This is a genomic window from Vibrio sp. KUL78 (assembly GCF_059725505.1).
The window spans coordinates 112,299-137,447 of sequence record NZ_AP045839.1; the positions used below are offsets into that span (position 1 = coordinate 112,299).

Sequence of the window (25,149 nt, forward strand, 5' to 3'; positions counted from 1 at the left end):
ACGTGCATCAGTACAGTAAAGATTTCTTGAAGGGGTTATTCGGCAAAGTCATAAACGCTATCCCACTCTGACAAGAAAACAAGATATGAAGGTGTTCGACGCGTCGACAAAAGAGTTACTGAGCGAAAATATCGCTGAATACCTCAAAAACACTGCTTGAGGAATGTTGCCTATGTTTTAATCAAGGTGCTTTAGAGTGAACAAGTCGAAAACATGGAGGCATTATGACTTTACATCAGCGTGTTATCACCGGTGTCTTTCTGGCATTACTTCTTACCGGTTGTGTAAATAGACAACAAAGTAAACCGAAGCAAGAAGCGAACTACTTTGTGTTCGATCTGCGCGACTACTCTAGTTACGTGCTCGCTAACAGCCCTAATTGCCCGCTAAGCGAGGAAACGGTAAGGGTAGAAATACAAACTAATTTCCCGCACCACTCATACCAGATGAAATGCAAGTCTGCTGAGACAGAACGAAAAGTTGAGGTAGTCAATGTGATATCGAAGCGAAACGAATTACCGCCATCAAGACTCACCGGCTATCGTTGGCAATATGTAGACCCAAGTTATGGTGATTACCCATACGCTGTATTTGTCACATCAGTAAAAAAGATGGGGGCCGACTATGCGCTGGTTGTTGAGGACCATCCATTGAGTAGTCAGGGTATTGAGTTTTACGAGCTATACCGGAGTATGTAGTGCTTGTTTAGAGGAATGCGAGACTACAATGCTCCGTACAAAGATCTCTTGTATACGTTCGCCCCTTTTGGTTGGCGAAAAGTATACACGCGGTGAGCACTTTTACTCGCAACGTCTGACTCGACATATCCGCATTCATTACAACGTACTTCATATGGCTTCGCTGCACCCTTATTTTTAACAACTTCCGCGGTTAAAGAGCCACATTTACAACACTGCGGGTACGAAAATTTCGGTAAATACACAGTACAGACTTTCTTTTTTAGAAAGTTGACGTAATCGTCAGTGTTGATCTTACTGATCGTTTCAACCAGGCCTGGATATTTTCGGCATTCGAGATACAGTAAAGCAAGCAGCGCTTTTCTCGTCACTATACTGAGCGTAAAGTCTCCATTTTCAGCACCGCTTATTACATCGTAACTCTTTAAGCCGAGTAGAGAGGCCAATTGCGATTGCGAATATCCTAAAACAACTCTCAAGGTGATTAAATCGTTACATCGTGATGGATCGAGTAAATCAAAATCAGAGTTTGCCATTGTTTGCCCGCCAACTTTCGAAATCGTAGCTATGTTTATCATAAAGATCGAGTGTGCCATGCATTAATCGAAAACGTCTATAACTTCCCATGTGTTTCAATGATTGCTTACGATTGCAATGAGTGCAGTATGCGACAAGAAGAGAATAGCTTTGAAGTTTCTTGTGAGAATAGGTGAGGTTTGGCTCTTCACATCTGCATTGATAGACAGAAGTGCGAGGTAAGGAACCTCGCTCGTTTAAAGAGCGCAAAAACAAGACATACCTATCGCTATCGATATTGCGCAGTAATAACTCAATTTGCTCACTCTCTGGAATGGTTAACGTTACATAACGGTAAGCAAGACCGACTCTTTTCTCAAGGACCCCAGTTTCTCTTTCCCACGCTTGTACCGTTTCTTTGGATACACCAATCACACTCGCCATTTGAGATTGGTTGTAGCCTAGTGCATATCGAATGAGAATTATCTGGCTTGTTTTATTAATCAGGTTCATAAACTATATCTAAGCGACCAATAAGTGCTCATTGAAAAAAGTCTAACGATTAAGCTCGACGTTAAGTATAGAGATGCTGTTCAACTAGTGGATTGTCGCATTGCCAGGTATTTGAACAGGGTCACTATAGATGATGCTCAATTGAGTCATAACCGCATCGTGATATAAAAAGTCCACTTCATCAGTTGTAAGTCCTCTATATTTACACATCAGTTCAACGCTTGTCGCTATAGATTCTTCCCAGTTATTGAATGCGATAGCATTTTGAAGAAACAACTCTCTCTTATTAACTGTGGAAATCGGAGGTTGGGAGTAATAGCCAAATTCATCGGCGTAGTACACATGACCATCACAGTCGATTGAAGCGAGTATACGGTTGCTAGTTTGAGATTCATAAAGGATCTCCGCGTTCAAGCTGTGTTGCTCTGCGTAACGAACAAGCGCCATTACTGTAACGATGTGATGCAAAAGCTCATGCTTCCCTTGATAAGGGTTTGATGTACGAAGCTCCAATTGCATCGCAGTGATAAAGGATTGAAATAAGTCCATAAAAAAAGCCCATATAGTTAAATTGGGCTGAGTTTTACATTACCAAATCCTAGTGAAAAGGACCAGTAAAGAGTTCTGGATCTATCATTGCAGAACACTAAAAAGTATCTGCTTACATGCAAAAACTTCGTGACAACAGCGAAATCTACAAGTGTTTCTAACATCGAACTCGATAGCGCGAATAAAAGACATATATTCGTGAGCAACTTCACATATGAATCAGATACCTAACCAATAATTAAAAGTAAACGATTGCAACACGTTGCACTTAACGGTCGTCTTTCATATCATTGATTGATAATTATTATCATTCAATGAACTGTAAAAACAATGTATAATCGATTTGTTCTACTCGCTAGCATCTTTTTTTCGGGCGTTGCTAACGCCTTCCCAAGTGACTGTACTTTTTTAGAAGAAGGTAAGGCATATCACTTAACTGAGGCAAAAGGGTACTGCCTAGAAACGGGAAATAGACTCATAACCTTGGTCAACCTTTCGAGACAGCAAATTGAAACAGTATCCGTTAATCTCGATGTCTATTACATCTACAACGGTGAGTATGTGTATAACTCTGGAAAGTTTGCAATCTATGACTCTAAAGACATCGTTTTAACTGTAGAGCCACAAGGGATCATTGTTGCTCGTGATCGTGAAAACGTTGCTGGAGATGTTCAGCCAATGGCTGCACCGCTAGCTGTGTTTGTAAAGCCAGCCATAGCCGGCGCTATTTTAGGAGGTATGGGCGTCGTAGGTGGTAATCCTAATGCTGGGTTCAGATCAATAGCTATAGGTGCTTTTTCAGGAGCGGTTGCAGGTGTGCTAACGCCCATAATGGGAGTAGGAACATTCGGCGCTGTTGCTGCTGGTTCAGTTGGTATTTCTATTAACGGGATGTGTCGTGGTTGCCACTAGTTTGATGGTTGCGTATCAAGCAGCCTTTGTCGTTATTAATGTACGGAGTTTAACTCTAAGAGCGACTCTTTTAACATTTATCGGATGCTTGTATTTTTTCGTGTTAAATATTGAAGAACGCAATATAGTCATGGACCTTGCAGCGCCATTGGCTATATGCGTCATAGGACGTACGTTTGAGAAAAGCACGCGGCCAAGTAGGATTGCAATGATGTATCTAATCTACTTTGGGTTGGCACTGGCTATGAGCATTAGCTAATACACCATTTCTAACACGTAAATCTTGCTCAAACTTACCATGTTCTAAGAACAAAAAGTAAAGGAGTGAACGACCACTCCTTTATTGTTAGCGTATCCCGGTAATTTCAATCATGTAGTTGGCCTGACCATGCACGTCCTCAAGAGCACTCACCGGCAGGTTTAGCTGACCATTGTCGTCAAGCGACACATACATCTCTTTGGTCTCTCCAGGACGGACCACAACACCGTTAAAGTTCAGAGAGTAATCAGCATCTGCACGCACAGTGATGAACAGTCGCTGCTCGCCACTGGCGAGTTGACCATTATCGGCTCGAAGCGTGTTGGAAGTAATTAATGAATGCGGCTTGTTGTAAATGTCGGCTAGCGGTCGGTTGTGAGGTACGGATGTGATCGCATCGAGCTTGAAGAAGTTATCTGGTTCGTAGGCAAACTGATAGACTTGTGTCTGTACCTGGCCAAATGCGTCTGTCACAGTAACAGTGAGCTTATAGTCCTCTCCGACATTTGTCGGGAATGTTCTCGGATACTCAAGCCCATAAACATTCTCGCCTTGATCGTTGAACGCCAGTTCGACGTTATCGTTACTAGGACCACCACTAAGATTTAGTTTGGTAAACTGATAAGCGCTATTGTCGTCAATCCTTAACCTGATACGTTCAAGACCTTTCACTAACATCCCAGGCTCGTAGACTTCGCCATCTTTGAGTTCAAAGCTGATGACGGGAGGAGACTTATCATTGTTATACTCAAAGCTATCCCCGACAGTCGTAGCCCCATGGTTTTCTCTTGCCTTTACAGCAATCGTAAACTGCCCCTCAGGAAGCGACGTTAGATCCCAGCGATAAGTATAATCGGTTCGATCTTCTGCTATCTTTCCGCCTGAAACGTTGAGCGTTTCACCTGTATTTTGATCAATGAGCCAAGCACCATTTAATCTCAGTCGGTCGAAGAAATGTCCCCGTCCTAACTGTTTTATGTAGGCGGTCATAGTCTTGCCTTCTTCATCAAACACGCTAGTGATTTGAGGGTAATACTGGCCATTCCAATGCGTCTCGCCCCAACGCGGGTTTGAACGCAAAGCATTCGAAGGATCATAGACAGTAGCGTTACCATGCAAATAACCTAGCGTACCATCTTGCATCGTGTAGTCGATATCAAACTCACAAAAGGTCTCGCCTGGAGGGATAAAACATTCCTTGCCAAAGTGAACGAAACGTTGCGTGTAACTTCTCTCTTCAACGTAACCACGAACACCAGACACGCTAACGGGTAGGGAGGACACATCCACATAATAGCGGTAGAAATCGCGCCACCCGACATCGCTGAAATTGTAATGGACGTTAACTAGATAAGGCGTTTTGGGCGCAGCATCAGACAGCGTAACGTTATAGCCAATACCATGCCCTGACCATTCATGTTGATTTACAAACCGTATATAGTTGCCATTAGTGTTGCCATACGGAGCGCTAAACACAATATAGACATACTCATCGTCCTCGCCAGCGACCCGGTTCTCTCCAAGTCCATTTGTGAAAACGAGTCCACCATAGTTATAAGAGCGCCAATTGCTTTTTTTGACGCGATAAGCACCGACGACAGGGTTCGTATGGACAACCATACCGCTTTGATACCGCTCAAAACCATCGAGACCTGGTCCAATCGAGCCAGAAGCAGAAGGGTTGTAAAAACCCCAAAGCTCGACGGTTCCTCTATCGTTATCCATACGAGCTACTTGACGATCACTGACGTAACGATTGCCTGCTTTATCCAAGATGACAACTTCCAGCATGAAGTCTTCGTCCAGATTTGAACGAGGAAAGACACCGGTCTCAAACGTTCTTGATGCAACGTTGTTGGCCGCGTCATATTGCATAGGCGCAGTAACATGAAGGCTGCCATCTTGACGATAATTGTTCACTGAAACGCTTTCGATCCCACTCTCGTCGGCAATGTCTTCTACGATAAGCAGAGCATAGCCACTACCGCCATACCCAAGTGACCATACTGGACCTGTCGTCACCATATTGTAGCCTCCAGCATTGTTGAGAAGCGCGCTGGCTGAAGGTGAACTGGTATCCACAACTACATCATAAGAAACACTGCCGGTCACATTAGATTCAAAGTCCAAAATGTCCTGAGTAAAATTGTAGTCACCATCTATCAAGAACCGTTTCTGCACATCAAAGACTACGCCGTAATAGACGTTACTAGCTGAGTCAGAGATCCTGTCATCGACGGTGATAAACTCTGAAGTACGTTGATAGACAATTCCGCCATTCTGCTGACGTACCGTGAGTCTGACCCGTCTATCTAAACCTGCCGACAGAAGAACGCTAACATCTGATGAAGGGTTAATGTAACCCTGCGCTGAAGTATGTCGTTGATCGTTATTCGTATCGACGAAGCTAAACTCGACAACATCCGCACGAGCTCCAAACGATATGAATAGAACAACGATTGTTGTAAACAGAATCTTATGCATCATCACTCCCTTTTCCAACAGCAATCTATTTATGTCCTAAACCTGCCCAAAGAATAGGGGTAGAGAGTGCAAACTTTTCAAAGGGTGACTTATGGCAGACCTTTTTGGCTGCTTAATCGGCACTTTTGATACATAAGTGAGGTTAACCTACCAATAAGATCCATTGCGAGGAGAGCACAATGCTCAATGCGGAACAAAGCTGTGCCGTTCAGCAAACCAGTCACACACTGATTGTCGCCATTCCGGGTTCTGGTAAGACGCACCTTTCTATCGAGTATGCCAAACGCATAGTCACAGAGTCACTGTATGATGCGGTGTGCATGATCACCTTCACCGATGCCGCCGCTCAAAACATGCTAAAGAGAGTTAAAAAAAAGCTGAACATACCCGAGCAAAAGAGAATTGTTATCTGCACATTCCATTCTGCTGCCTGGCGAATATGGCGCCATATGAATCCACATCGCAGGCTCATAATGGACAACGACCGTAGAGTGTATGTTGAACGCGCTATGCGCTCTGTTGGTTGGGTTGATTTAGAAGAAGCTGAAGAGGCATTGGAACAGCTAGGTTGCAGCTCAGTCCACAGACGCTTTGACGAACATACCATGGCTTTGTACGAAAAGTATCGTCAATACCTTGAACAGGACAAAGTTATCGAACTCTCTGTAGTAATGCGAGATGTCGTAGAAGGCATGCAGCAAGGGCATTACCCCTCTCTAAAAGCACTTTACGGCACAAGCCATTTGGTTATAGACGAGTTCCAGGATACGGATACTTTACAATACGAGTTTGTCATGACTCACTTTCTACAAGGCTGTACGATTTTCGCTATCGGGGATGATGATCAGAGCGTCTATCGATTTAGAAATGCAAATGGAATCTTGAATTTAGAGAACTTTGTGAAAGACATTGATGGCAAAGTACTTCCTCTCATAACCTGCTACCGTTGCCCTCAAGAGATATTAGACGCTGCGAATTGCGTCATTAATCACTGTTTCAAGAGATACGACAAACAGCTGATATCCGCACTCGACAGGAAAGGGGAAGTAACTCTAGTTGAATACCAAAACGCGTCATTGGATAAACTTATAACCCAAGTGGCCAAAAACACATCTGAAAACCACAAGCCAGAGGGCCAAGCAATTTTGGCTCGTACCAATCGCACGCTGACCGAGTTTGAAATGACACTTCAAGAATATGGCGTGACGAATTACGTAAAACTCGGTGGTAAACGATTTTTAGATCTCTTCTACATCCGATTCTACTTGAGAATGCTTTATACATTCAGTCAAAAGTCATATTCACACCTTATCGAATCGCTTGCTTACTTCGAGGTATCAGAGAGTGCACTTGATGAAGTGCGCAAGGATATGCGAGAACACGACTTCACCGAAGTCATAGGACAGTTTGTGATTCGGTGTCATGAACCGCAATACAAGCGTAGTCATGGAATCTCGGATGAACTGATAGACTTTCTTCATACGGTTACAATTGACGGTTTCCCAAAGTTCGAAAACGCCTCGGACATAGCCCATTTCCAAAGGGGCATTGTTGAAATGTTATCAATCAAGAACGCCGGTGATCTTGAGAGCCTATTGCGATTTACCGACATGCTCACGCGGATGGCATCCAAGAACCTATCACTGCAACCAATCATCAATCACTTCTATAGTCAGCTACAGAAGAAAAAGCGTAGCGCCGACACCGACTTTAAAGGCAAATTGGTACTTAGTACTTTACACGGTTCAAAAGGCTTAGAGTTTCAACACGTGAGCATTCTGCACTGTGTGGAAGGGCACATACCTTTCCTCGAATCCCACGATACGCCATTGCTTGACGATGAGCACGATGAAGAGGCTAGGCTCTTTTATGTTGGAATGACCCGCGCCGAACAATCCTTGACGCTTTACACCATGGCCAACAAAGCATCGCGTTATATCGTTGATCTGTATCAGCACGTCAATTGTTCATTTATCGATTTGAAGGAGATGGAATTGGAAAAGCAAACCTAACCTAACATCTATGGAAAATTAACAAGCCTCGATTTGTCTGCTTAATCGTCAAGAACACAAACTTGCTTGTGTTTAACTAAAGTTCATCGCATAAGGAAATGACGCTATGAACTTTCTACTCACTATTGGTACAGCTGCACTAATCACATTGTCGTTTCATGCTAGTGCGTATAACGCACGCAGTGGAGCGGCACTCGCGACCTACGCAACACTCGCTGAACAAGATAAAGAAACACGTACACCAATTGGCCAGCCGTACTTATTGGCAACCTTTAGTCGAGAACATTGGCGCTATGACCAAAAGAACAATCGACACTTGGTTTGCAAACATCCTAATAATGATTCGATCAAATTTCTACCCGTGGAAACATCACTACGGTGCCTAGGACCCGACTTCAACTGGACTCGTCTCTACGGAGGTAAGACGCTCTATCCAAGCCACACAATTGAAGAGTACTTGGGCTGGCAATCTGGGCGCACAGCAGAAATTGAGCGGATAGAAAATAAGGAAGGAAATCTCCTGATTCACTATAAAAATGTGGGCACCTTCGATTCGGATCGATACACCCAAATGTGGGACAGGAGAATGAGCGCAATCAAACTCGCTCGTGAGGCTCGAGATACTAATGAACCTACTGGTGAACCTGCAGACCCACAATCGTTAAGGGGTATTGCGCCCATTTCTACGAAAAGTTCCACGATCCTTAATAAACCTTTGTTTATTCAGTGATAATTGTTGATTGCTCACCTATCAAACATCTTCATCATCACCTAAAGTCCCTTCTGATAAAGGATTGACATCTTCCAGCAAGGCTTCAAGGTTAAGAGCATCTTGCTCATCGGCAAAGGTATAGTTACCCGCCAACTGAATGTGACTCCAAGCTACGGGAGACAGGTTAGCCAGTAGATCGACCACCGTTTGGTTACCTTTTTCTTTAAAGCGTTCAACTAGCCCTGATAGTAAAGCCGAGTTGTAATAGATTATACAGTTGGCTATGAGGCGAGCGCAGTCATTCCATTGCTCGATTTGGTAGTCATGACCACCACGAAACTGATTACCGTTTACCGACGCGATGGCACGCCGGAGTTGGTGATAGGCCTCACCTCTATTTAAAGCCTGCTGTACAAACTGCCGGAGTGTTTGATTATCGACATACTCAAGTACGTAAATACACTTGATGAACCGATCGTATTCTCGCAGGGCTTGCAGCGTACGAGTACTTCGTTTGGTATTAGCCAGCTTTTTCACCACGTTTCATATTTGCGTGTCCGCGTGGAAAGCTGAACCCAAATTCAGTGAGGATTGAGCCTATACGGTTCATGATTGCGGTGCGCTCTCGAATATAGCCTGTTCTGATTCTTCGGATTACTACTCCTAGCTGCGCTTGCTCAGTTTTAGGTGAGACAAACCTCATCCTAGGTCGAGTTGCAGCTTCAGCAATCGCATCAGCATCAATGAAGTCGTTTTTCTGACTCTTAACATAGGGCTTAACATATTGTGGAGGGATCAGTTTAACTTGATGCCCATAATCTTGGCATTTTCTAGCAAGCCAGTGCGCCCCACAACAAGCTTCCATTGCTATTAATACTGGCTCATGAACCGAGATAAATTGGAGTAACTTTGATCTAGAGAATTTGTGTCTATAACGTTGTTGGCCAGTGTAGTCATGACCAACGACATGGAAAGTAGATTTACCTAGATCAATACCGATAGTTTTAATAGCCGACATGATGGCACCTCCCGAAGTTCAGCGACATAGCTGAGTTTAGTGTAGGTGTGGGGCGTACCATCTAATTAACGCGTTACACTAAAAGCTCTGACCCACTCAACTGATATTAGAAAAAGTATCTGAAACTTTAAACCTTAGAGGTTGATATGGAAGTGTTGAACAAGAAGTCTTAAATCTCTAATCAATCACTCGAGTATGGGTTAAGTCTTAAAGTGATAGACGCCGAAAGTGTATCAATAATAACCAACAAAAGTCTTGGAAGTGTGTTAGCATGGTTGCTCACCCTACCGCTTAGTAGGGACTTCTTTTCTTTTCCGAACTCACATCTCGGCACTCCTTAGTAGCCCCCCTAAGCCTTACTGCAGGCTTTAATTATGTCAATTTCAACTAGAAAGTTAAGAAACATCTTTCAATTAACTAGAACCGAACATATAAAAAACGACCATAACCCAACTCGTCCGGAACCTTGGACGCCACTTTGTCATAAAGTCAATCCGACGACGCCCACGGCAATTATTTACTGTGAAGGGAACTTTAGTAAAGCTGACGGAAAGACAGCTAATGGTTTGGTAAGGCACTCCCACAATTATCGCATTTTATCTGTCATTGATAGTGAGCTCGCTAGCTTAGACTCCGGTGAAGTTCTTTATGGTACGAAAAATTATATTCCTATTGTGGCTAATATTGAAGAAGCCATTATTCAATCGGAAACAGTTCCTGATTACTTTATTTTGGGGATAGCGCCATCAAAAGGTTTTCTTTCAGATTATGAAAAGCAAATTATTCTCGATGCTATGTCATTAAATATGAATATAGTGAATGGCTTACATGAGTTCTTAAATGATGACCCTGTTTTTCGTGAAGCCAGCTTAAAAAATAATGTTCATATTCTTGATATTCGTAGACCCAAGAGCAAGGGAGAACTGCAATTATTTAGTGGCAAAATACACAGTGTTCAGTGTCCAAGAGTTGCGATAATGGGAACGGACTGCGCATTGGGGAAAAGAACGACTGCGACGATACTGGCGAATGAGTTAAGAAATAAGGGTCTCAATGTTGTTATGATAGCGACGGGACAAACGGGCATTATACAAGGTGCACCTTATTGTGTGGCATTAGATGCTGTCCCCTCTCAATTTTGTGCTGGGGAGCTAGAAGCAGTAATCGTTAAAGCGTATGAAGCAGAGAATCCAGATATCATTATTATTGAAGGACAGGGAGCACTGAGTCATCCTGCATTCTCTACCAGCTCGTTTATATTACGTGGTAGTTGTCCGACTAGTGTTATTCTACAACATGCGCCTAAACGTATGTATCGCACAGATTTCCCAGATATGCCGATGCCTTCCGTTGCCTGTGAGATAAACCTCATAGAGGCGTTCTCCAATACTACAGTTATCGGGTTAACTCTGAATCATGAAGGGATGTCTTCAGATGAGATTATTTCCGAAATAAGTGTGTATTCTGCTGAGTTTGACCTACCTGTGACAGATCCATTATCTCAATCTAAAGAACAACTGCTTCAGATGGTATTGTCGACCTATCCTTTGTTAGAAAACAAAATATCAGAGCAAAGGTGAGTTACCCGAAGTTAAATATTGACTGTTCAAAAATTCACCATAACGCTAAGTTTCTTATTGAAACACTGGCTTTAAAAAATGTCTCAGTCACACCAGTTACAAAGTCCTGTTTAGGTCATCCTATCATTGCGCACATTCTGGTTGATGCTGGAGCAAGTATGCTTGCTGATTCTAGAGTGGAAAATATACAAAGAATGACACATTGTGGGGTTGCTGTTCCGAAAATGTTAATACGCACTCCAATGCTGAGTCAGATTGCGAGTGTGGTGGCGTATTGTGACATCAGTCTGAATACTGAAGTTCAAGTTATTCAGCGGCTCTCTCGTGTAGCAAAACGAGCAAACATTAAACACGGTGTGATAATAATGGTTGAGCTTGGAGATTTGAGAGAAGGTGTTATGCCATGTCGCGTCATTAATTTCATACGTGAGATCATTCTATTACCCAATATAGTTATTAAAGGGATAGGGGCGAATCTTACGTGTCGCTATGGTGTTGCTCCTGATGATAAAAAGATGAGGCTTCTTTCTGATCTTGCAGACGGTATTGAAGCAGTTTTTGGTATTAGTCTTGAGATTATTTCAGGTGGAAACTCATCTTCAATCAATTGGGTTCTAGCTCATGAGGGGAAAACTCGAGTCAACAACTTGCGACTCGGAGAAGCAATATTCTTAGGCTGTGTCCCTGTAGAGCAGAATTCAGTCAAAGGGTTACACACCGATGCGATTACGTTAACTGCTGAGGTGATCGAAGCTAAAATTAAACCTTCTTTGCCATGGGGGAATCGAGGGGGCAATGCATTTGGTGAAAGGGAAATACTCCAAGACCGCGGAGCTGTTTCGCAAGTAATTCTCGCCTTAGGTCGTCAAGATGTTTGTGTGACGGGACTTAACGCTCCTTATGATATGAACATTTTGTCGTCAAGCAGTGATCACTTGATACTCGAAAGTTCCCAAACGCCCTTAACCGTTGGAACGAAAGTTCAATTCACTCTCGATTACAGTGCATTTTTGTCGGCTATGTCATCCAACTCAATGCATAAAGTTTTTCATAATTATAACTCCAGAAATAGTTCAAGAGGGAGTGTTTTTCTTGAATCAACATCGTAATACATTCGTACTATTTATCATCATTCTGCTGAACGGTTGTTTATCAAATCAAATGTTACCAAATGAGTTATCTGATTATAGAGCAACGATTATTTCAAGTCGACTTCCACAAAAAATAGGAGCATTAACACTAGTACAAGCCAAGTCAGATGCGAATAACATTTCTCTTATTTTTACCAAAAGCAAATTTGTTGATATGGATAGTCTAGTTGAGCAAGTCGCTATCGAATTTTGTGAGAAAGAGGAAACTAGATATCTATTGAAACGTGGCATTTCTTATCGAATTATAACGTTAGATTCCAGTAATAAAGTAGATAGCCTCAATTCCATCTCTTTAAACACATGTATTAATGATGAATGAACAAATAGATACTAGCAAACATTCAATTGGGGTTATCTTTGAAGCTGCTTAAGACATAGTTTTGTTTAGATAGCAAATGCAGAGAGGTTTTTATGCTAGTAAAATTCAGTTGTAAAAATCATGCAAGTGTCATCATGTTTGGTGACGTTGCTCAAGAAATAATAAAAATTATGGGGCATAGTGGAAAGGTGCCAAGTGCGATTTTTTCATCAGATATACCAGAGGTACTGGTAAAACTAAATAGTGCGTTCGAACGTGAAAAAATACGAAACCTTAATAGTGTTGAAGTGCATGAAAACGCAGAACCTACTATTTCGATTATTGAGCGAGCTTATCCATTACTTGAATTATTAAAAACAGCAATAGAAGGGAAATGTGACGTTATGTGGGAAACGCTGTAGTTCATAATAAATGAGTCTTTTCTCTTCAACATATCAATCAATAGAGTATATGCTGTTCTCTTTAATATTCACTACCTACCTTGTTATTATAGAGGTAAGTAGTGACTTCTTTTATGTCCTATTTTATAAGTTGGAATAACAAGCATCATCAAGCATCTTTCCGTTTTTCTTTAACAGAGAAATAGCGAAGAAAGATGATGCCGAGAAAAGCCGAAACAATAGACGCTAAGAAGATGCCTAATTTCGCAGAATTAAATTGTATTAGTTCCGACTAGATCTGACACTTCAATTTGAAAAGAAGAGAGTTACCCACTTTGATTAAAGGTGCTGAATCCGTAATCAAAGACAATAAGAGGTAACTCTCATGCTTCATACTAGCAACCCAATCATCAAACACAAAGCTGGCCTTCTCAATCTTGCAGAAGAACTCGGTAATGTATCAAAAGCCTGCAAGGTCATGGGCGTATCAAGAGACACTTTCTATCGTTATCAAGAGTTAGTTGAAACTGGTGGTATCGATGCTCTGATTAATCAAAGCCGTAGAACACCAAATCTGAAGAATCGAGTCGATAGTGAAACTGAACAAGCCGTTCTTAAGTACGCCATCGACTTCCCTGCACATGGTCAAGTCAGAACAAGCAATGAACTGCGTAAACTTGGTGTGTTTATCTCTCCTAGTGGCGTTCGCTCAATCTGGCTTCGCAATGACCTAGAGAACTTTAAAAAACGCCTTGTTGCTCTGGAGAAACATGGACATTTTTTATGACGTAACTATCGACGTTTTCATTGGGGCCTGCGCAAATCGCCGAGAATGGAGCAATAAGAAACGACAAAGAGGCCATCATCGTTATGAAGGTTTTGTTTTGCATCACAGGGGTTCCTCAATAAATCTCAGTGTTAGAAGTGTAGAAGAGATAATGAATTTTTTAAAAAAAATTTTTTTTCTAGCGATAGCAAGATTTTGGTCAATAATTACGAGAATGGAATGAACGAACTTTAGGGATCAATTTATGAGCAATCGCGCACCAGTGTGGAATATATCCGCGACGTTTTACGCTGCCAGTGTCATTGCGGTAGAGAATACCGGCCAAGACGCGACCCAGCCTTTGACGAGATTCGACATAAGGTATCAGCATGATAGTTTGCCCTATGATTCTTACCACAATGCATATAACAAAAACGATGCAGACACCATTGTTTTGCGCGCTGATGCGCCCGTCTCATTAGACTCAAATGGTGTTCTTTACTTCAGGATGGATGTACCTCTGAGCTCAAGAAGCTCCTCAACTCTTGGTACGAATGGGTCCCTAGATTTAGGTAGCATTTACGCTCAAGCGATATACATTTCCCCACTAAGCCTCGCGATAGCAAACAAGTATGCTTGGGGGGCTGGAATGTCGGCACAACTAGGCACAGCAACTAACGGAAGGCAGGAGACAACGTGGGCCCCAACGTTTGGTATGGCTATACCGATATTCCCATTCGGAGAAGAGGCCAAAGGTTCAGCGTTCATACCTTTATTGAAGTATTACTGGGCACCAGACGAGTCTCTGAGAAATGGTACTCTAAATTTTGAAAAGATAAACGAACTCACTCTTCTTCCGACTGTTAATTTCACCTTACCATGGGATTACTTCGAAGTTTTGACGTTATGGGGAAATTATGACTGGAAACTCAATTTCCAAGATGGAGAGTACGGGTCTAATCAATCAAGCGGAGACTACTTCATTCCATACGATATAACTGTAGGCAAAATGATTGCAAACGATTCAGTGATAATCTCACTGACCGCCGGAGGTCCATTAGTTTACTCATCAAATTACAAGCAGTTTGATCACAGACTACTATTCAGATTGGGATTTTTCTTCGGCAAGTAACGAAGCCTAGAGACTTCACGGGGATTTAGAATGCATTTATCGAATCAAATTCTACTTATTTCATTGTCTTTTCTTCTGATCGCATGCTCAAGGGATGACTCACAACTGACTTTCAACCCAAACCCGATTGAGGAACCGCCGCAAGCAGAGCCTATTGCGGTACAAGTTGGCGATGTCGACTTTCTTGCTTTAAGAGAGCCGTTACAAATCAATGGTACAGAGTCGTCTGCAAATATAGAGTCTTTCAAGGGCATACCTTATGCCCACTCAGGCGATGCAGACTCTGAGCCATTCAGCTTTGGGAAGCCAAACCGCTTTCAACATAGTGAAGTCTTACCTTTTTCTCGCTTGGCAGAGTCAGCATCTGGCGGTGGCTTACTAGATGCGACCCAGTTTAAATCAGTTTGCCCACAATTTAATACGACTGAGACCACATCAGAAACATGCCTATATTTAAATATATGGAGGCCGGAGAACGTACAAGAGGGCGACGACTTACCCGTGTACATATACGTACATGGCGGCTCATTCGAATCAGGTTCAGGACAGCTTCCTCACATTATACCTGATATCGCGGTAGCAAAAAGTGTAATGCGAGAAACCCCCTTTCTTGCTATAACGTTTAACTATCGTTTAGGCCTGTTAGGCAGCCTATGGCTTGAGGATGCCGGAGATACTGAAGGAGGAAACTTTGGTATAGGCGATCAAAAAAGAGCCTTACAATGGGTAAGCAGGTATATAGGTTTGTTCGGAGGTGATCCTCAGAATATTACGATAATAGGACAGGGGGCAGGTGCCACATCTGGATCTATCTTGCAACAAGGTTCCGAGCAAGCGCAACTATCAGGAGACTACCTTCCAGAGGAGATTATCACACGCTCTATTCTTCAGAGCCTACCTACTGGTCTATCACTCCAATCTTATGAATTAGCTAAAGACCAATACTCAACTGCGATAGCGTTAATTGAAACGCATTATCCAGGACAGAATTTGGATAACATGTCGACCTCTGACCTTTTAGATCTGCAGAGTAAACTCAAGCTCGAATTAACGGGTAGGTTATTTGGTTTACCCAATGGGACCATAGAGCAACTGGCGTCAGATGTGCTCCAATGGCAAAGCGATGGTGACAGCTTAGCAACAATAATTACCAAACTAACTCTGAACTACGGCTCGCTGATTACCAGTATTGAGCCCCGAACAAAATTGATGCCCTTTGCGCCATACTTAGAGTCTCATCGAGAGTGCACTAGGGAAGTTCTTGGAATATGTACGAAATTTGAGGATTTTGCCGGTTATCACGTAACGAGCCAAATCAGAGATTATCCGCTGCAGGTACCATCCGTAGTAGGTTTTAATGATAGCGACTCTAACAGTTATAGCTCGGAGCTTAAGCTCACCTTTTTAATCAATATAGAACTCGTTCCAGGAATCAAACTGCTGGACGTTGTACTCTGGATAATAGGTGACTCTGAGGATATCAGAGACCTCCCAAATGTACCTGACATACCAGCATATACCATCATATCGTCCATTCTATACTTCGACATGATTTCCAATAGTCCACTTAACTATGATGACTTTTCACCCTCATCCACTCCAAACACTCTTGCTGGTGTTACAGAAGATGTTGGCAAATTCAATGATCTCAACAACCAACTTCTTTTTAAATGCTCTGTGAGAGATTTTGTTGCAAACATCGAACATAAGTACAAACCAACTATCTATCACTTTTCTTACGAAGCAGACTTCACTAATCAATTAGTCGGCGACAACATCTTTGACGTGATCGGAAATTTATCATGCTTTGGAGGAAAACCTTGCAACCAAGCAGAGCTGCCATTCATTTTTAACAAAAACGTAAACATAAATGGAAACGCCATATCTCCATCAGACACAGATATGGATTTAATGAACAGGATGAGTAGTTTATGGTTTAGTGATGAACTGTTCAGTCAGTATCAATATGATCCTGCCCTAGACAATGTATTACGAATCTACAGAGAGAACTCCGACTCTGCTGCAATTATTGACAGTATCAACGACTGGGATGCGGCAGTTAACAGTGGTATTGATAGCAGTACTATATCTGGTATCTGCGATGCACTTTACAGTGATTTATAAAGATGCTTCAGAAAGTAATGATTAAAGGAGTTATTGAATGTTACTTAACAAATATCTAAAGGCACGTATACCTGCCAGTGTAACAATGACATGCATCTTTTTACTTCTTGCTGTTTCGCGTATGGCTTCTGGCGAAGAAAGGACTATTTTTGAACAGTATGGTATCCCCGAACACCTACCTAAGTTTGGCATTAGCTCCCTGTCTCAGGGTGATCACATAGTGGAACATGTGGAGAAAACAACAACTATAAATGGTAGCCCAATAGTTTCTAACTTTTATCTAGTTCAAACAACTGACTTAAAAGGAAATATTGATCTAAGAATCAAATACTTCGACAGGCAGATTAATGAAGAAGGAGGTGAACCCTCGTTAGCCCAAGATGGAGGCGTTACTGAATCAATAGAGTATTTAACAAAAACCGAATACAAGTTACGACTGTATGCAGAGAGTTATGATAAGTCATCAGTCACAGTTGAAGAAATAAGTAATACTGATGCAATAGTGAGGTTCAACTATTCCAAGTATGCATTGCCACAGGATGTCGCTTACTTCAGGTTTATGCAAGTTGCAATATTTGTTAGTGATAAAGTTCCAAAGAAAATGGTAATCACAAACTCTGCCCCTTTTACTTACGGTAAATACCAAATAGAAGACTACAAGCAAGAAGTATTATTTGACTACCTCTCGAATGGGAATCTCTATGTTAAAACCAAAACCATTATTGGCACAGGTAGTTTAAAAGGCGAACCGGCAGAGTTGAAAATAGTTATTGAACCCGTGGCATTTTTTGACGACGCAACGGGAGTGGACGTAAAAAATGCGGAGAGATTGGCGGAAGTTTCCGACCCAAGAATAAAAGAAGAAAAAGTCGAAGTAGATAGTGTTTTCCCGTTAATGGGAGATTTAGTTAGAAGACAGGGAATTGATATACCTCTTCCTTATGGCTTTTCGGTAACCTATCGAAACCAAGATATGGATGTTGGCTTTAACACATTTAATCTTGGGCTAGGAGCACTAGGCCTGCAAAACTTGGATAAGGACTTTGATCCCAGCAAGAGTTTTGCAGAAGTCCAGGCCGAAAGTTTTTCCTTAAGAGGTGACGTCTATATATTACCTTTTTGGAACGTGTACGGTTTAATAGGAAAAATAAAAGTTAGAGCCAATGTTGATGCTGAGTACACTGCTGAAACAATGAATGGAATTAAGGATGATCTTAACGCTCTGGCCCCCGGAGTCGGGGACGGTTTGTGTACAGAGCTGTCAGATCGAGGTCTTCCATTGTGTGATGCAGGCAGACTTGGTGTGCCTCTAACTTTGAATTATGACATGATTGGTGTGGGCACGACCCTAGCAGTCGGCTACAAGGAGTTCTTCGCTACTCTGAACACGACATTCTCTAAAACTCGTTTAGAAGGTAATTCAAGCTGGAGTGATGGTTTGTTGGTTGTCCAACCAATGTTGGGATATCAATTTGTCGACTACAGGGCTCAGTTTCTAGTTGGTGCAGAATATCAAGGTATAGATGCAAGGCTCTCTGGGAATTTGGGTTATGTAGATGCTCTTAAGGGAGACTTTACTTACGATGTTGGGGTTGAACTAAACCAATGGGCGTACCTAGTCGGATTCAACAAACAGATAGGAAAACACTATAATGTCACCGCTTTGTATAATAAAGGTTCCACTAGAGAAGCTGTAACTATCAGTTTGGGCTACAGATTCTAGAAGAGCGAGAGAAATAAATGCGGTTTACATTAGTTCTGAGCCTAATCTTTGTTTCGAATGTTGTCTTCGGTACCCCGGTCGCTAATGACTTCATTGACTCTTCAGATGAAGTATACGATATAGGAAAACGAACCTCTTTCAAGCAATTAGGGTTTATACCTGTTCCAGTTGTAATTACTGAACCCGCTACAGGATATGGTGGTGGCGCAGTTGCTTTGTTCTTGCATGATAGCGAGAAGTCCAGCGCCAAAGAAAGTGATAAAGGTTTTAGTGTCACTCCTCCTGCAATGACTATTGTAGGTGCGGCAGGTACGCAGAATGGAACTTGGGGCGTCGTAGTTGGACATCGCCGCTCATGGTTAGATGATAGTATACGTTATCAAGTTGGTTCTGTTATGGGTGTAGGTAACATTGAGATCTATACAGACTTGGGAGGGCTGTTAGATAATAGTAATCGAGTCAGTTTTGATACTAGCACCCAACTTTTTGGGATCCAACAAAAACTCTCATTTCGACTTTCACAATCAAAATGGTTCCTTGGTATAAATCAACTCTGGGTCTCATCAAAAACATCATCAAATCAAACAATAGTGGACGATCTCTTTAAGTTTTTTGGCTCAGATAGTACTAACAATTCAGCTTTAGGTTTATTTCTTGAATACGATTCTAGAAATAATTATTTTTATCCGACCCAAGGCATAGATGCTCTTGTAGAGTATATTATCCACGGCAAAAAGTTGGGTTCAGACTTTGACTATTCAACTTATAAAGCGGACGTATCTAGCTATTTCAACGTTTTTAGCAACACGGTATTTTCACTACGAGCTAACTTAAAAGGAATTCAATACAATAACCCATTTTTACTTCCCACCTTAAGACCCTATGTTGATATGCGAGGAGTTGCGGCGTATCGATATCAAGGAGACCAAGTTGTAACAATCCAAGCTCAGCTTGGATACGACTTTACATCTAAATGGTCAATACTAGGTTTTTACGGCTTAGGGCTAGCTCGTTCGGACGTCGCTTCACTGAATTACAGGGGCATCCAACTTAACAACCAAACCATCACCAACCATGTAAGCTCTATAGGTGCAGGGTTTAGATATAACCTTCTTCCTAGTTATGGCGTCAGAGTAGGCCTAGATGTTGCGAAGTCAAGAGATCAATCAGCCTTCTATATCAACATAGGGACTGGTCTTTAACGAATTAGTATTCGTGCAAAATAACCTCTGTGTAATACATAACCCAAACTCAAGAAGGCTAATTCCCCTAGAGATAACTCACAGACAGGGTGTTAAAAATTAAGCTGTTTATTTAGAAAGAAAAAAGGTTCATTGCGGAGTATCCATACGTTCTTTCATTTGATTGTCCTTCATCTCCAAAGACAACATTACTAGTATTATAAAAAGTAAGTCAAATTACGCTTTGGTAAAATGTGTTAAGTAGCAACGAAACACGAAATGGGGCAAAAGTGAGTCAGAGCTGGGCACTCTGACTCAGGTGATTAGATAAATATTACCTTGTTGATATCATTAGACCTTCATACCAAAGTGATGCCCGTCCGGCATTTCTATATCGATACGTAACCGACCGCCTAACGCTTCAACATAACGTTTTAGTGACAGAAGCTTAACGTCTTTGCCATTTTTCTCTAAACTGGCGACGGTAGGCTGCTTTATCCCCATAGATTCTGCAACCTGAGCTTGAGACATTTGAACACTATGGCGAATCTCTGCAAGATTAAGTTCAAGTAACATCTCTGCAGCTTGTTGTTGTGCCAGGTGCAGTTCATCTGCAGTCATCAGGTCATCAAGTGCGCTTAGTGGCTGACTTTTCATGATTTAGCTCCTCCAGATGCTCCTTAAACTCTCTTTCTGCGATAGGAATCATCTTCTTGTAAAAACGTTTATCACCAGTCTTATCGCCACCACACAAGATGACACACTGGCGCTCAGGGTCAAAAGCGAAGAAAACCCGAATCGGTTTTCCACTACTCTGCACGCGTAGCTCTTTTAAATTACTGACTTTGCTGCCTTCTAAGGTGTCAGCGTATGGCCTAGGTAAAGTTGGGCCTCTTTCTTCTAGCAGAATAAGGGATGCACGTACATTAACCTTATCCCTGCTATTCAATGTTTTAAACCAGTCAATGAAGACTGGCCGATTCAGTATTGTCCACATAGTCGGTGCTTGGCTTCTTTTGGAGTGATTATAGATTAGAATCTATATAGATTGCAATCTATATACACGAACCAGTAGTACTCATAGGGTACACGTTACGCAAACCATATGGTTGCACCTCTCAAATTGGTTCGCAAACCATTGATAAGTAACCCTACTCGAACTACCATTGCAAACCATACCCTAATCAAACTGGTGCCAAGTTAATGTTCATAAGAGCATATCTACGAGCGTCAACCGCTGAACAAGATGCGAAAAGAGCTAAAGAGGAATTAAGCCAGTTCGCAGCTAAAAAGGGTGTTCAGATAGCCAGTTACTATATCGAGAGCCAATCGGGCTCGACGCTAGAAAGAGCTGAACTGGCTAGGTTAATCGATGATTCCCACCAAAATGATATATTGCTTATCGAAAAGGTCGATAGGCTATCAAGACTACCTTATGAACAGTGGAAGCTGTTAAAACAGCGATTAATTGAAGCTGGATTACATATCGTAGTTGTTGATCAACCGATGACTCATTCAGTTCTCCATGATAACTCTGATGGCTCCATGATCTCGAAAGTGCTAACTGAATTTATGATCGATTTAGCTGCAGCGATGGCTAGGGATGATTATGAGACTCGCCGCAAGCGCCAATCTCAGGGGATTGAAAAGGCGAAGGCGCTGGGGAAGTACCAGGGACGGAAGCCCGATGAACAACTAAGATCCAATATTTCCCTTCTTTTGGGAGAGGGAAAGAGCTTGTCACAGATACAGGGATTGCTTGGGTGTAGTAGATCAACGATCGCTAAAGTACGAAAAAAGGTCGTAAATTGGTAAACCCGGAAATTTAAAACCCTTTATATACAGTGATTTAGCTAATTTCGTGGAACTTTTCGTAGAAATGGGCGCAATACCCCGTTAAGCGATTTTATGGAGAATTCAGTCATCATCTGGTTCTATATTCCTGCCTTCGTCCTACTAATGATGGTCGTAGCAGCGATAAATCGATTCATTACAAAGAAGCGTGAGTCTAACGAGTCTGAACCCATGATTCGAAGTAGGAATACATCATCAGATGATGTATTCGCAAAAACCCAGCGTCGTCCAAGTCAAACAGGTAGACAAAGCCGTCGAACCATATCCACTCATTCAAACTCACGCTCAGAATCTAGTGATTTTGTAACCGGTGCTATGGTCGCCAACGTCATGATATCTAGCGGGAGTGACAACCCCAGAAATGGTGGCAGTGCTCACAACGACTGCAGCTCATCATACAGTGACAGTGGTAGCTCTGGAGGGGATGGAGGCTGCGGTGGTGGTGGCGAATAGGAAGCAACTGTTTTCTATGGCCAAGGTATCTCTATGATGCCAATCTAGAGGCACAAGCACATTATTCAGTGAAATACATCAGTACATTCGCTCCGTAAATGGAAACAGCACATCTGTACCAAAGCGCCTTATCAAAGCTGCAGGACAATAAGGGGTTTAAAGTCTTTAGCTCTTGTTTTATTAGGCGCTTAAACTCCTTCTCTCGCTCAACATTATAAAGCCTAGCGACCTCGTTATAGCTTGGCAGCCATTTCGAAACAAATTCTATAGCGTCTAAATGACTAGCAAACGTTCTAGGACGGTATTTCCTATCAACGAGGCTACGTGAGTGAACTTGCCAATAATCTTTTAGCAGCCCTGCACGGTCGATCTTCGTACAAGGACGAAGAACATCTTCACCGAAGATTTTGACAAAATAATGTGGTGGACGACAAGGTACGTTCAAATAGAGTTCGTTTCTTAGCCAAATAGCCTGGGGCAAACTTTTGACGACGGGTTCCACCTTTTTGTTGTCGCGCTTAAAGCGAAGCTGACACGAGCCACTTGGTAGTCTTGAAATGTTACTGAAACTATCCATGCTATATCCCCTATCTCCACCAATTAAATGCAGTCCAGACATAGACACGCTCGCGCAAAGCAGGGTGGTCATCAAGTCTCGGATTGGTGATTAATATATTGCACTGCATGAGAACCGCGTAACCATCAGCAGCTTGGCGGCCTGTACGCTGCGTGAAATCTTTAAGCGCACCATCGTTCATGGCCACCTTTTCTCCCACAGAATAGAGTTTGTCACCAAGCCGGCAGCCTTCCATATCGTTCCACTGCCATGCGCGATAGAAACGAAACTCAGGTGGCATTTGATCATCGGCATAAGACGTAGTGAGAGCGAAAATAAGTGACATAAAAACAAATAAATACCTACACATAGATCCAACCTCTAATGAGACGTTGAACTTAGAATAGGGCTAACGTTAATCCTAGCAATAAATTAAGCAGCCAAAATGACACTGCTTAATCAAATGAATTTTTATATAAAAACTGTGAAGCCTATCTTTGTGTTAACGGTTCCAAGATTGATGACATAGAAGTGAACAATGAGGAGACATAGAGCATGCATAAGGTTAAAGAAGCTGCAAAAACAACCTCCTATCAAATCCTCGGCGCCATAGGGGCTCTATATATGGTAGCAATCCCTATCATACTAATTCATGTCTTGTATCTGGAGCTTTCACAGTACATAGACTGGGAGCACATAGTGCAAGCGAGTAGATATGCAGTGTTGGCTTCTATCGTCATAGTCCCTTGGTTCCTCATCAATCTGTGTTTGGCGAAACGTGGCGTTGAGCAAGAAGAGGGTAAGGAGGAGAAATAATGGGCATTCTAACCTTTATATGGACAGCAATAATCTTTTCAGTGAGTGTGACCATCTACTATCAGGCGCTTAAAAGTGAAAACGAAGGTTACAATGAAATGTACCTTTTAACGCTTTTTGTTGTAACGTTAATATTGTGCGATAAAGAAATAGAGCAGCTCTTTCTACTAATACAGTCCTTTCTACACGAACAAGGCACGTACGCAAGCAACTTAACGGCTTTCATTATTACAGCACCTTTAATAGTCATTCCTTATTGCTACGCAATTAAACTGACAGGAAAATTTATTCATTTCATCTTTCAAAAGCGCAATCTTTCAGAGGAGATATAGTATGATTGAAAACATAGTAGGTATTAAAGTATATAAAGAAGACTATATAAATAGCGTAGAGAAATTTTACATACAAATCGCTATTTTCTACAATATCATTGTTTTTCTTTTATTTTTTGCTTGCATTCCAGAGATAGATAGCGAGGCGACAGGCGGCACCTACATCTTTCTTTTGTTTATGAGAATAATAATTAGTGTAATAGTCCAAGTTATAGTAGTAATGTTAACTATGAGTACCGTGTTAAAACGAGTGGGGATGATGTTTGGTTATTATATACCACTGCCGGACGAGGACTTTGCTATATGGTGTGATTTTGACTTGCTCAATACTGAGCAGAAAAAGAAGTTAATGAAATTGGCCTCAGAGCATACAGAAGTACATGAATTTGTTCAAAAAATCTTTGAGCAGGATCGCGAGCCTAGATACTATGAATTCGCATGCTTGGCGAGTATTGTCACACGAAAAGACGAAATGGAAACGGATCGACGATTTAAGTCAGAATTTTCAGAAGCGTAAGGTTGATGATATGGATACGTGGAATGAAGATAAATTAGTCTTGCCTGTGATAACCAAATCTCAAGTAATTAGAGCAAAAAATGTATTTAGAGTAACATTCGCTTTACTATTCCTGGTTTCACAGGCTTTATTAATACAACTGATTGGTCAGCTTTCTATAGACGAATTTGATATCGACATCTACGTTGGGTATCTATGTTTAAGTATAGTTGTACTATGTATATGCGGGTTACTCACGATTATAATGTTAAGCACTATAGCAACAAAAGCTCCCTTTTTGCCTATGATAGACAAGGAGCCCGTTCTATGTTTCTTAAACAATACGCCAATAAATACAGAACAATCAAAGAAGCTATATGAAATGAGTGATCAAGATAACGATGTTCATAATTACATTAGTGACGTAAACAAGCAATATCGAGACATCCAAGTCTTCGAATACTATATGTTGCTTGATTTTGTCTCCACTAAGAAAGAGAGAGCGATTGAAAAACAATTAAGAAGTATATAAAGAGTTAGATATAGCTTTGATACACAAACTCTCAAGGGGTGCTCGCTCAAATCTCCATGGTTACGAGCAACAGCAGCTCAC

Annotated in this window: 24 protein-coding genes and 3 pseudogenes; 19 read left to right on the plus strand and 8 right to left on the minus strand. The window is 41.8% G+C overall.

What is annotated here, in order from left to right; all coding sequences use genetic code 11:
* Positions 1-224 precede the first annotated feature (224 nt).
* Positions 225-698 (plus strand): hypothetical protein, encoded by a 474-nt coding sequence (locus AC6I8Y_RS26215; RefSeq protein ID WP_498023357.1) that lies wholly within the window; start codon positions 225-227, stop codon positions 696-698.
* A 522-nt stretch (positions 699-1,220) separates the two neighbouring features.
* On the opposite strand, the gene AC6I8Y_RS26220 is transcribed toward AC6I8Y_RS26215, so the two are convergent.
* Together AC6I8Y_RS26220 and AC6I8Y_RS26225 are read right to left on the minus strand one after the other, a co-directional pair.
* The gene (locus AC6I8Y_RS26220; RefSeq protein WP_498023358.1) at positions 1,221-1,727 is read right to left on the minus strand and encodes a helix-turn-helix domain-containing protein; all 507 of its coding nucleotides are present in this window, start codon (positions 1,725-1,727) and stop codon (positions 1,221-1,223) included.
* 84 nt (positions 1,728-1,811) lie between these two features.
* Positions 1,812-2,276, minus strand: coding sequence for a hypothetical protein (locus tag AC6I8Y_RS26225; protein WP_498023359.1), 465 nt, complete (start codon positions 2,274-2,276; stop codon positions 1,812-1,814).
* A gap of 330 nt (positions 2,277-2,606) precedes the next feature.
* On the opposite strand from AC6I8Y_RS26225, the gene AC6I8Y_RS26230 reads away from it, so the two are divergent.
* Entirely contained in the window at positions 2,607-3,188 is a 582-nt protein-coding gene (locus tag AC6I8Y_RS26230) for a hypothetical protein (protein WP_498023360.1), read from the plus strand.
* A gap of 346 nt (positions 3,189-3,534) precedes the next feature.
* Here AC6I8Y_RS26230 and AC6I8Y_RS26235 read toward each other — a convergent pair whose 3' ends face one another.
* Positions 3,535-5,934, minus strand: coding sequence for an Ig-like domain-containing protein (locus tag AC6I8Y_RS26235; protein WP_498023361.1), 2,400 nt, complete (start codon positions 5,932-5,934; stop codon positions 3,535-3,537).
* A 176-nt stretch (positions 5,935-6,110) separates the two neighbouring features.
* Here AC6I8Y_RS26235 and AC6I8Y_RS26240 point away from each other — a divergent pair, with 176 nt between their 5' ends.
* Together AC6I8Y_RS26240 and AC6I8Y_RS26245 are read left to right on the plus strand one after the other, a co-directional pair.
* Entirely contained in the window at positions 6,111-7,943 is a 1,833-nt protein-coding gene (locus AC6I8Y_RS26240; RefSeq protein ID WP_498023362.1) for a UvrD-helicase domain-containing protein, read from the plus strand.
* Positions 7,944-8,049: 106 nt separating this feature from the next.
* Positions 8,050-8,673: a hypothetical protein gene (locus AC6I8Y_RS26245; RefSeq protein ID WP_498023363.1), complete on the plus strand. Its 624-nt coding sequence runs from the start codon at positions 8,050-8,052 to the stop codon at positions 8,671-8,673.
* Positions 8,674-8,694: 21 nt separating this feature from the next.
* On the opposite strand, the pseudogene AC6I8Y_RS26250 reads toward AC6I8Y_RS26245, so the two are convergent.
* Positions 8,695-9,195: pseudogene (locus AC6I8Y_RS26250) on the minus strand (Tn3 family transposase); the annotation flags it as partial.
* Positions 9,194-9,673 (minus strand): annotated as a pseudogene (locus AC6I8Y_RS26255) (IS110 family RNA-guided transposase); the annotation flags it as partial. The pseudogenes AC6I8Y_RS26255 and AC6I8Y_RS26250, both read right to left, overlap by 2 nt.
* 374 nt (positions 9,674-10,047) lie before the next feature.
* Between AC6I8Y_RS26255 and AC6I8Y_RS26260 the strand changes: the two are divergent.
* The 9 genes and pseudogenes from AC6I8Y_RS26260 to AC6I8Y_RS26300 all read left to right on the plus strand — a co-directional run bounded on the left by AC6I8Y_RS26260 (position 10,048) and on the right by AC6I8Y_RS26300 (position 20,050).
* Positions 10,048-11,253, plus strand: coding sequence for an N-acetyltransferase DgcN family protein (locus AC6I8Y_RS26260; RefSeq protein ID WP_498023364.1), 1,206 nt, complete (start codon positions 10,048-10,050; stop codon positions 11,251-11,253).
* A complete protein-coding gene (locus tag AC6I8Y_RS26265) occupies positions 11,250-12,362 on the plus strand; it encodes an alanine/ornithine racemase family PLP-dependent enzyme (RefSeq protein ID WP_498023365.1) in 1,113 nt (370 codons plus the stop codon). The genes AC6I8Y_RS26260 and AC6I8Y_RS26265 overlap by 4 nt, the downstream gene beginning before the upstream one ends.
* On the plus strand, positions 12,337-12,723 hold the full coding sequence (gene gspS2 / locus AC6I8Y_RS26270; RefSeq protein ID WP_225874956.1) for a type II secretion system pilot lipoprotein GspS-beta: 387 nt from the start codon (positions 12,337-12,339) through the stop codon (positions 12,721-12,723). Before AC6I8Y_RS26265 ends, gspS2 begins: the two co-directional genes overlap by 26 nt.
* Positions 12,724-12,815: 92 nt before the next feature.
* A complete protein-coding gene (locus AC6I8Y_RS26275) occupies positions 12,816-13,124 on the plus strand; it encodes a DUF1840 domain-containing protein (protein WP_498023366.1) in 309 nt (102 codons plus the stop codon).
* A gap of 364 nt (positions 13,125-13,488) precedes the next feature.
* A pseudogene (locus AC6I8Y_RS26280) lies at positions 13,489-13,869 on the plus strand (helix-turn-helix domain-containing protein); the annotation flags it as partial.
* Between the two features lie 265 nt (positions 13,870-14,134).
* The gene (locus tag AC6I8Y_RS26285) at positions 14,135-15,001 is read left to right on the plus strand and encodes a hypothetical protein (protein WP_498023367.1); all 867 of its coding nucleotides are present in this window, start codon (positions 14,135-14,137) and stop codon (positions 14,999-15,001) included.
* A 30-nt stretch (positions 15,002-15,031) separates the two neighbouring features.
* Positions 15,032-17,125: a carboxylesterase family protein gene (locus AC6I8Y_RS26290; protein ID WP_498023368.1), complete on the plus strand. Its 2,094-nt coding sequence runs from the start codon at positions 15,032-15,034 to the stop codon at positions 17,123-17,125.
* 37 nt (positions 17,126-17,162) lie between these two features.
* A complete protein-coding gene (locus tag AC6I8Y_RS26295; RefSeq protein WP_498023369.1) occupies positions 17,163-18,848 on the plus strand; it encodes a hypothetical protein in 1,686 nt (561 codons plus the stop codon).
* A 17-nt stretch (positions 18,849-18,865) separates the two neighbouring features.
* Positions 18,866-20,050 (plus strand): BamA/TamA family outer membrane protein, encoded by a 1,185-nt coding sequence (locus tag AC6I8Y_RS26300; protein WP_498023370.1) that lies wholly within the window; start codon positions 18,866-18,868, stop codon positions 20,048-20,050.
* A gap of 330 nt (positions 20,051-20,380) precedes the next feature.
* On the opposite strand, the gene AC6I8Y_RS26305 is transcribed toward AC6I8Y_RS26300, so the two are convergent.
* Complete coding sequence (locus tag AC6I8Y_RS26305; protein ID WP_023404383.1) at positions 20,381-20,686, minus strand: helix-turn-helix domain-containing protein; 306 nt, start codon at positions 20,684-20,686, stop codon at positions 20,381-20,383.
* Positions 20,658-21,026 (minus strand): type II toxin-antitoxin system RelE/ParE family toxin, encoded by a 369-nt coding sequence (locus AC6I8Y_RS26310; RefSeq protein WP_023404384.1) that lies wholly within the window; start codon positions 21,024-21,026, stop codon positions 20,658-20,660. The genes AC6I8Y_RS26305 and AC6I8Y_RS26310 overlap by 29 nt, the downstream gene beginning before the upstream one ends.
* Positions 21,027-21,232: 206 nt before the next feature.
* Here AC6I8Y_RS26310 and AC6I8Y_RS26315 point away from each other — a divergent pair, with 206 nt between their 5' ends.
* Together AC6I8Y_RS26315 and AC6I8Y_RS26320 are read left to right on the plus strand one after the other, a co-directional pair.
* Complete coding sequence (locus AC6I8Y_RS26315; protein WP_498023371.1) at positions 21,233-21,844, plus strand: recombinase family protein; 612 nt, start codon at positions 21,233-21,235, stop codon at positions 21,842-21,844.
* A 93-nt stretch (positions 21,845-21,937) separates the two neighbouring features.
* Positions 21,938-22,336, plus strand: a complete 399-nt coding sequence (locus AC6I8Y_RS26320; RefSeq protein ID WP_498023372.1) for a hypothetical protein — start codon at positions 21,938-21,940, stop codon at positions 22,334-22,336.
* A gap of 587 nt (positions 22,337-22,923) precedes the next feature.
* Here AC6I8Y_RS26320 and AC6I8Y_RS26325 read toward each other — a convergent pair.
* A complete protein-coding gene (locus AC6I8Y_RS26325; protein ID WP_418643037.1) occupies positions 22,924-23,238 on the minus strand; it encodes a hypothetical protein in 315 nt (104 codons plus the stop codon).
* A 209-nt stretch (positions 23,239-23,447) separates the two neighbouring features.
* Between AC6I8Y_RS26325 and AC6I8Y_RS26330 the strand changes: the two genes are divergently transcribed.
* The 4 genes from AC6I8Y_RS26330 to AC6I8Y_RS26345 are packed head-to-tail and all read left to right on the plus strand — an operon-like array spanning position 23,448 to position 25,068.
* Positions 23,448-23,708: a hypothetical protein gene (locus tag AC6I8Y_RS26330; protein ID WP_498023373.1), complete on the plus strand. Its 261-nt coding sequence runs from the start codon at positions 23,448-23,450 to the stop codon at positions 23,706-23,708.
* Positions 23,708-24,040, plus strand: a complete 333-nt coding sequence (locus tag AC6I8Y_RS26335) for a hypothetical protein (RefSeq protein WP_498023374.1) — start codon at positions 23,708-23,710, stop codon at positions 24,038-24,040. Before AC6I8Y_RS26330 ends, AC6I8Y_RS26335 begins: the two co-directional genes overlap by 1 nt.
* A 1-nt stretch (position 24,041) precedes the next feature.
* The gene (locus AC6I8Y_RS26340) at positions 24,042-24,557 is read left to right on the plus strand and encodes a hypothetical protein (protein ID WP_498023375.1); all 516 of its coding nucleotides are present in this window, start codon (positions 24,042-24,044) and stop codon (positions 24,555-24,557) included.
* Positions 24,558-24,567: 10 nt separating this feature from the next.
* Positions 24,568-25,068, plus strand: a complete 501-nt coding sequence (locus AC6I8Y_RS26345; RefSeq protein WP_498023376.1) for a hypothetical protein — start codon at positions 24,568-24,570, stop codon at positions 25,066-25,068.
* Positions 25,069-25,149: the final 81 nt, after the last annotated feature.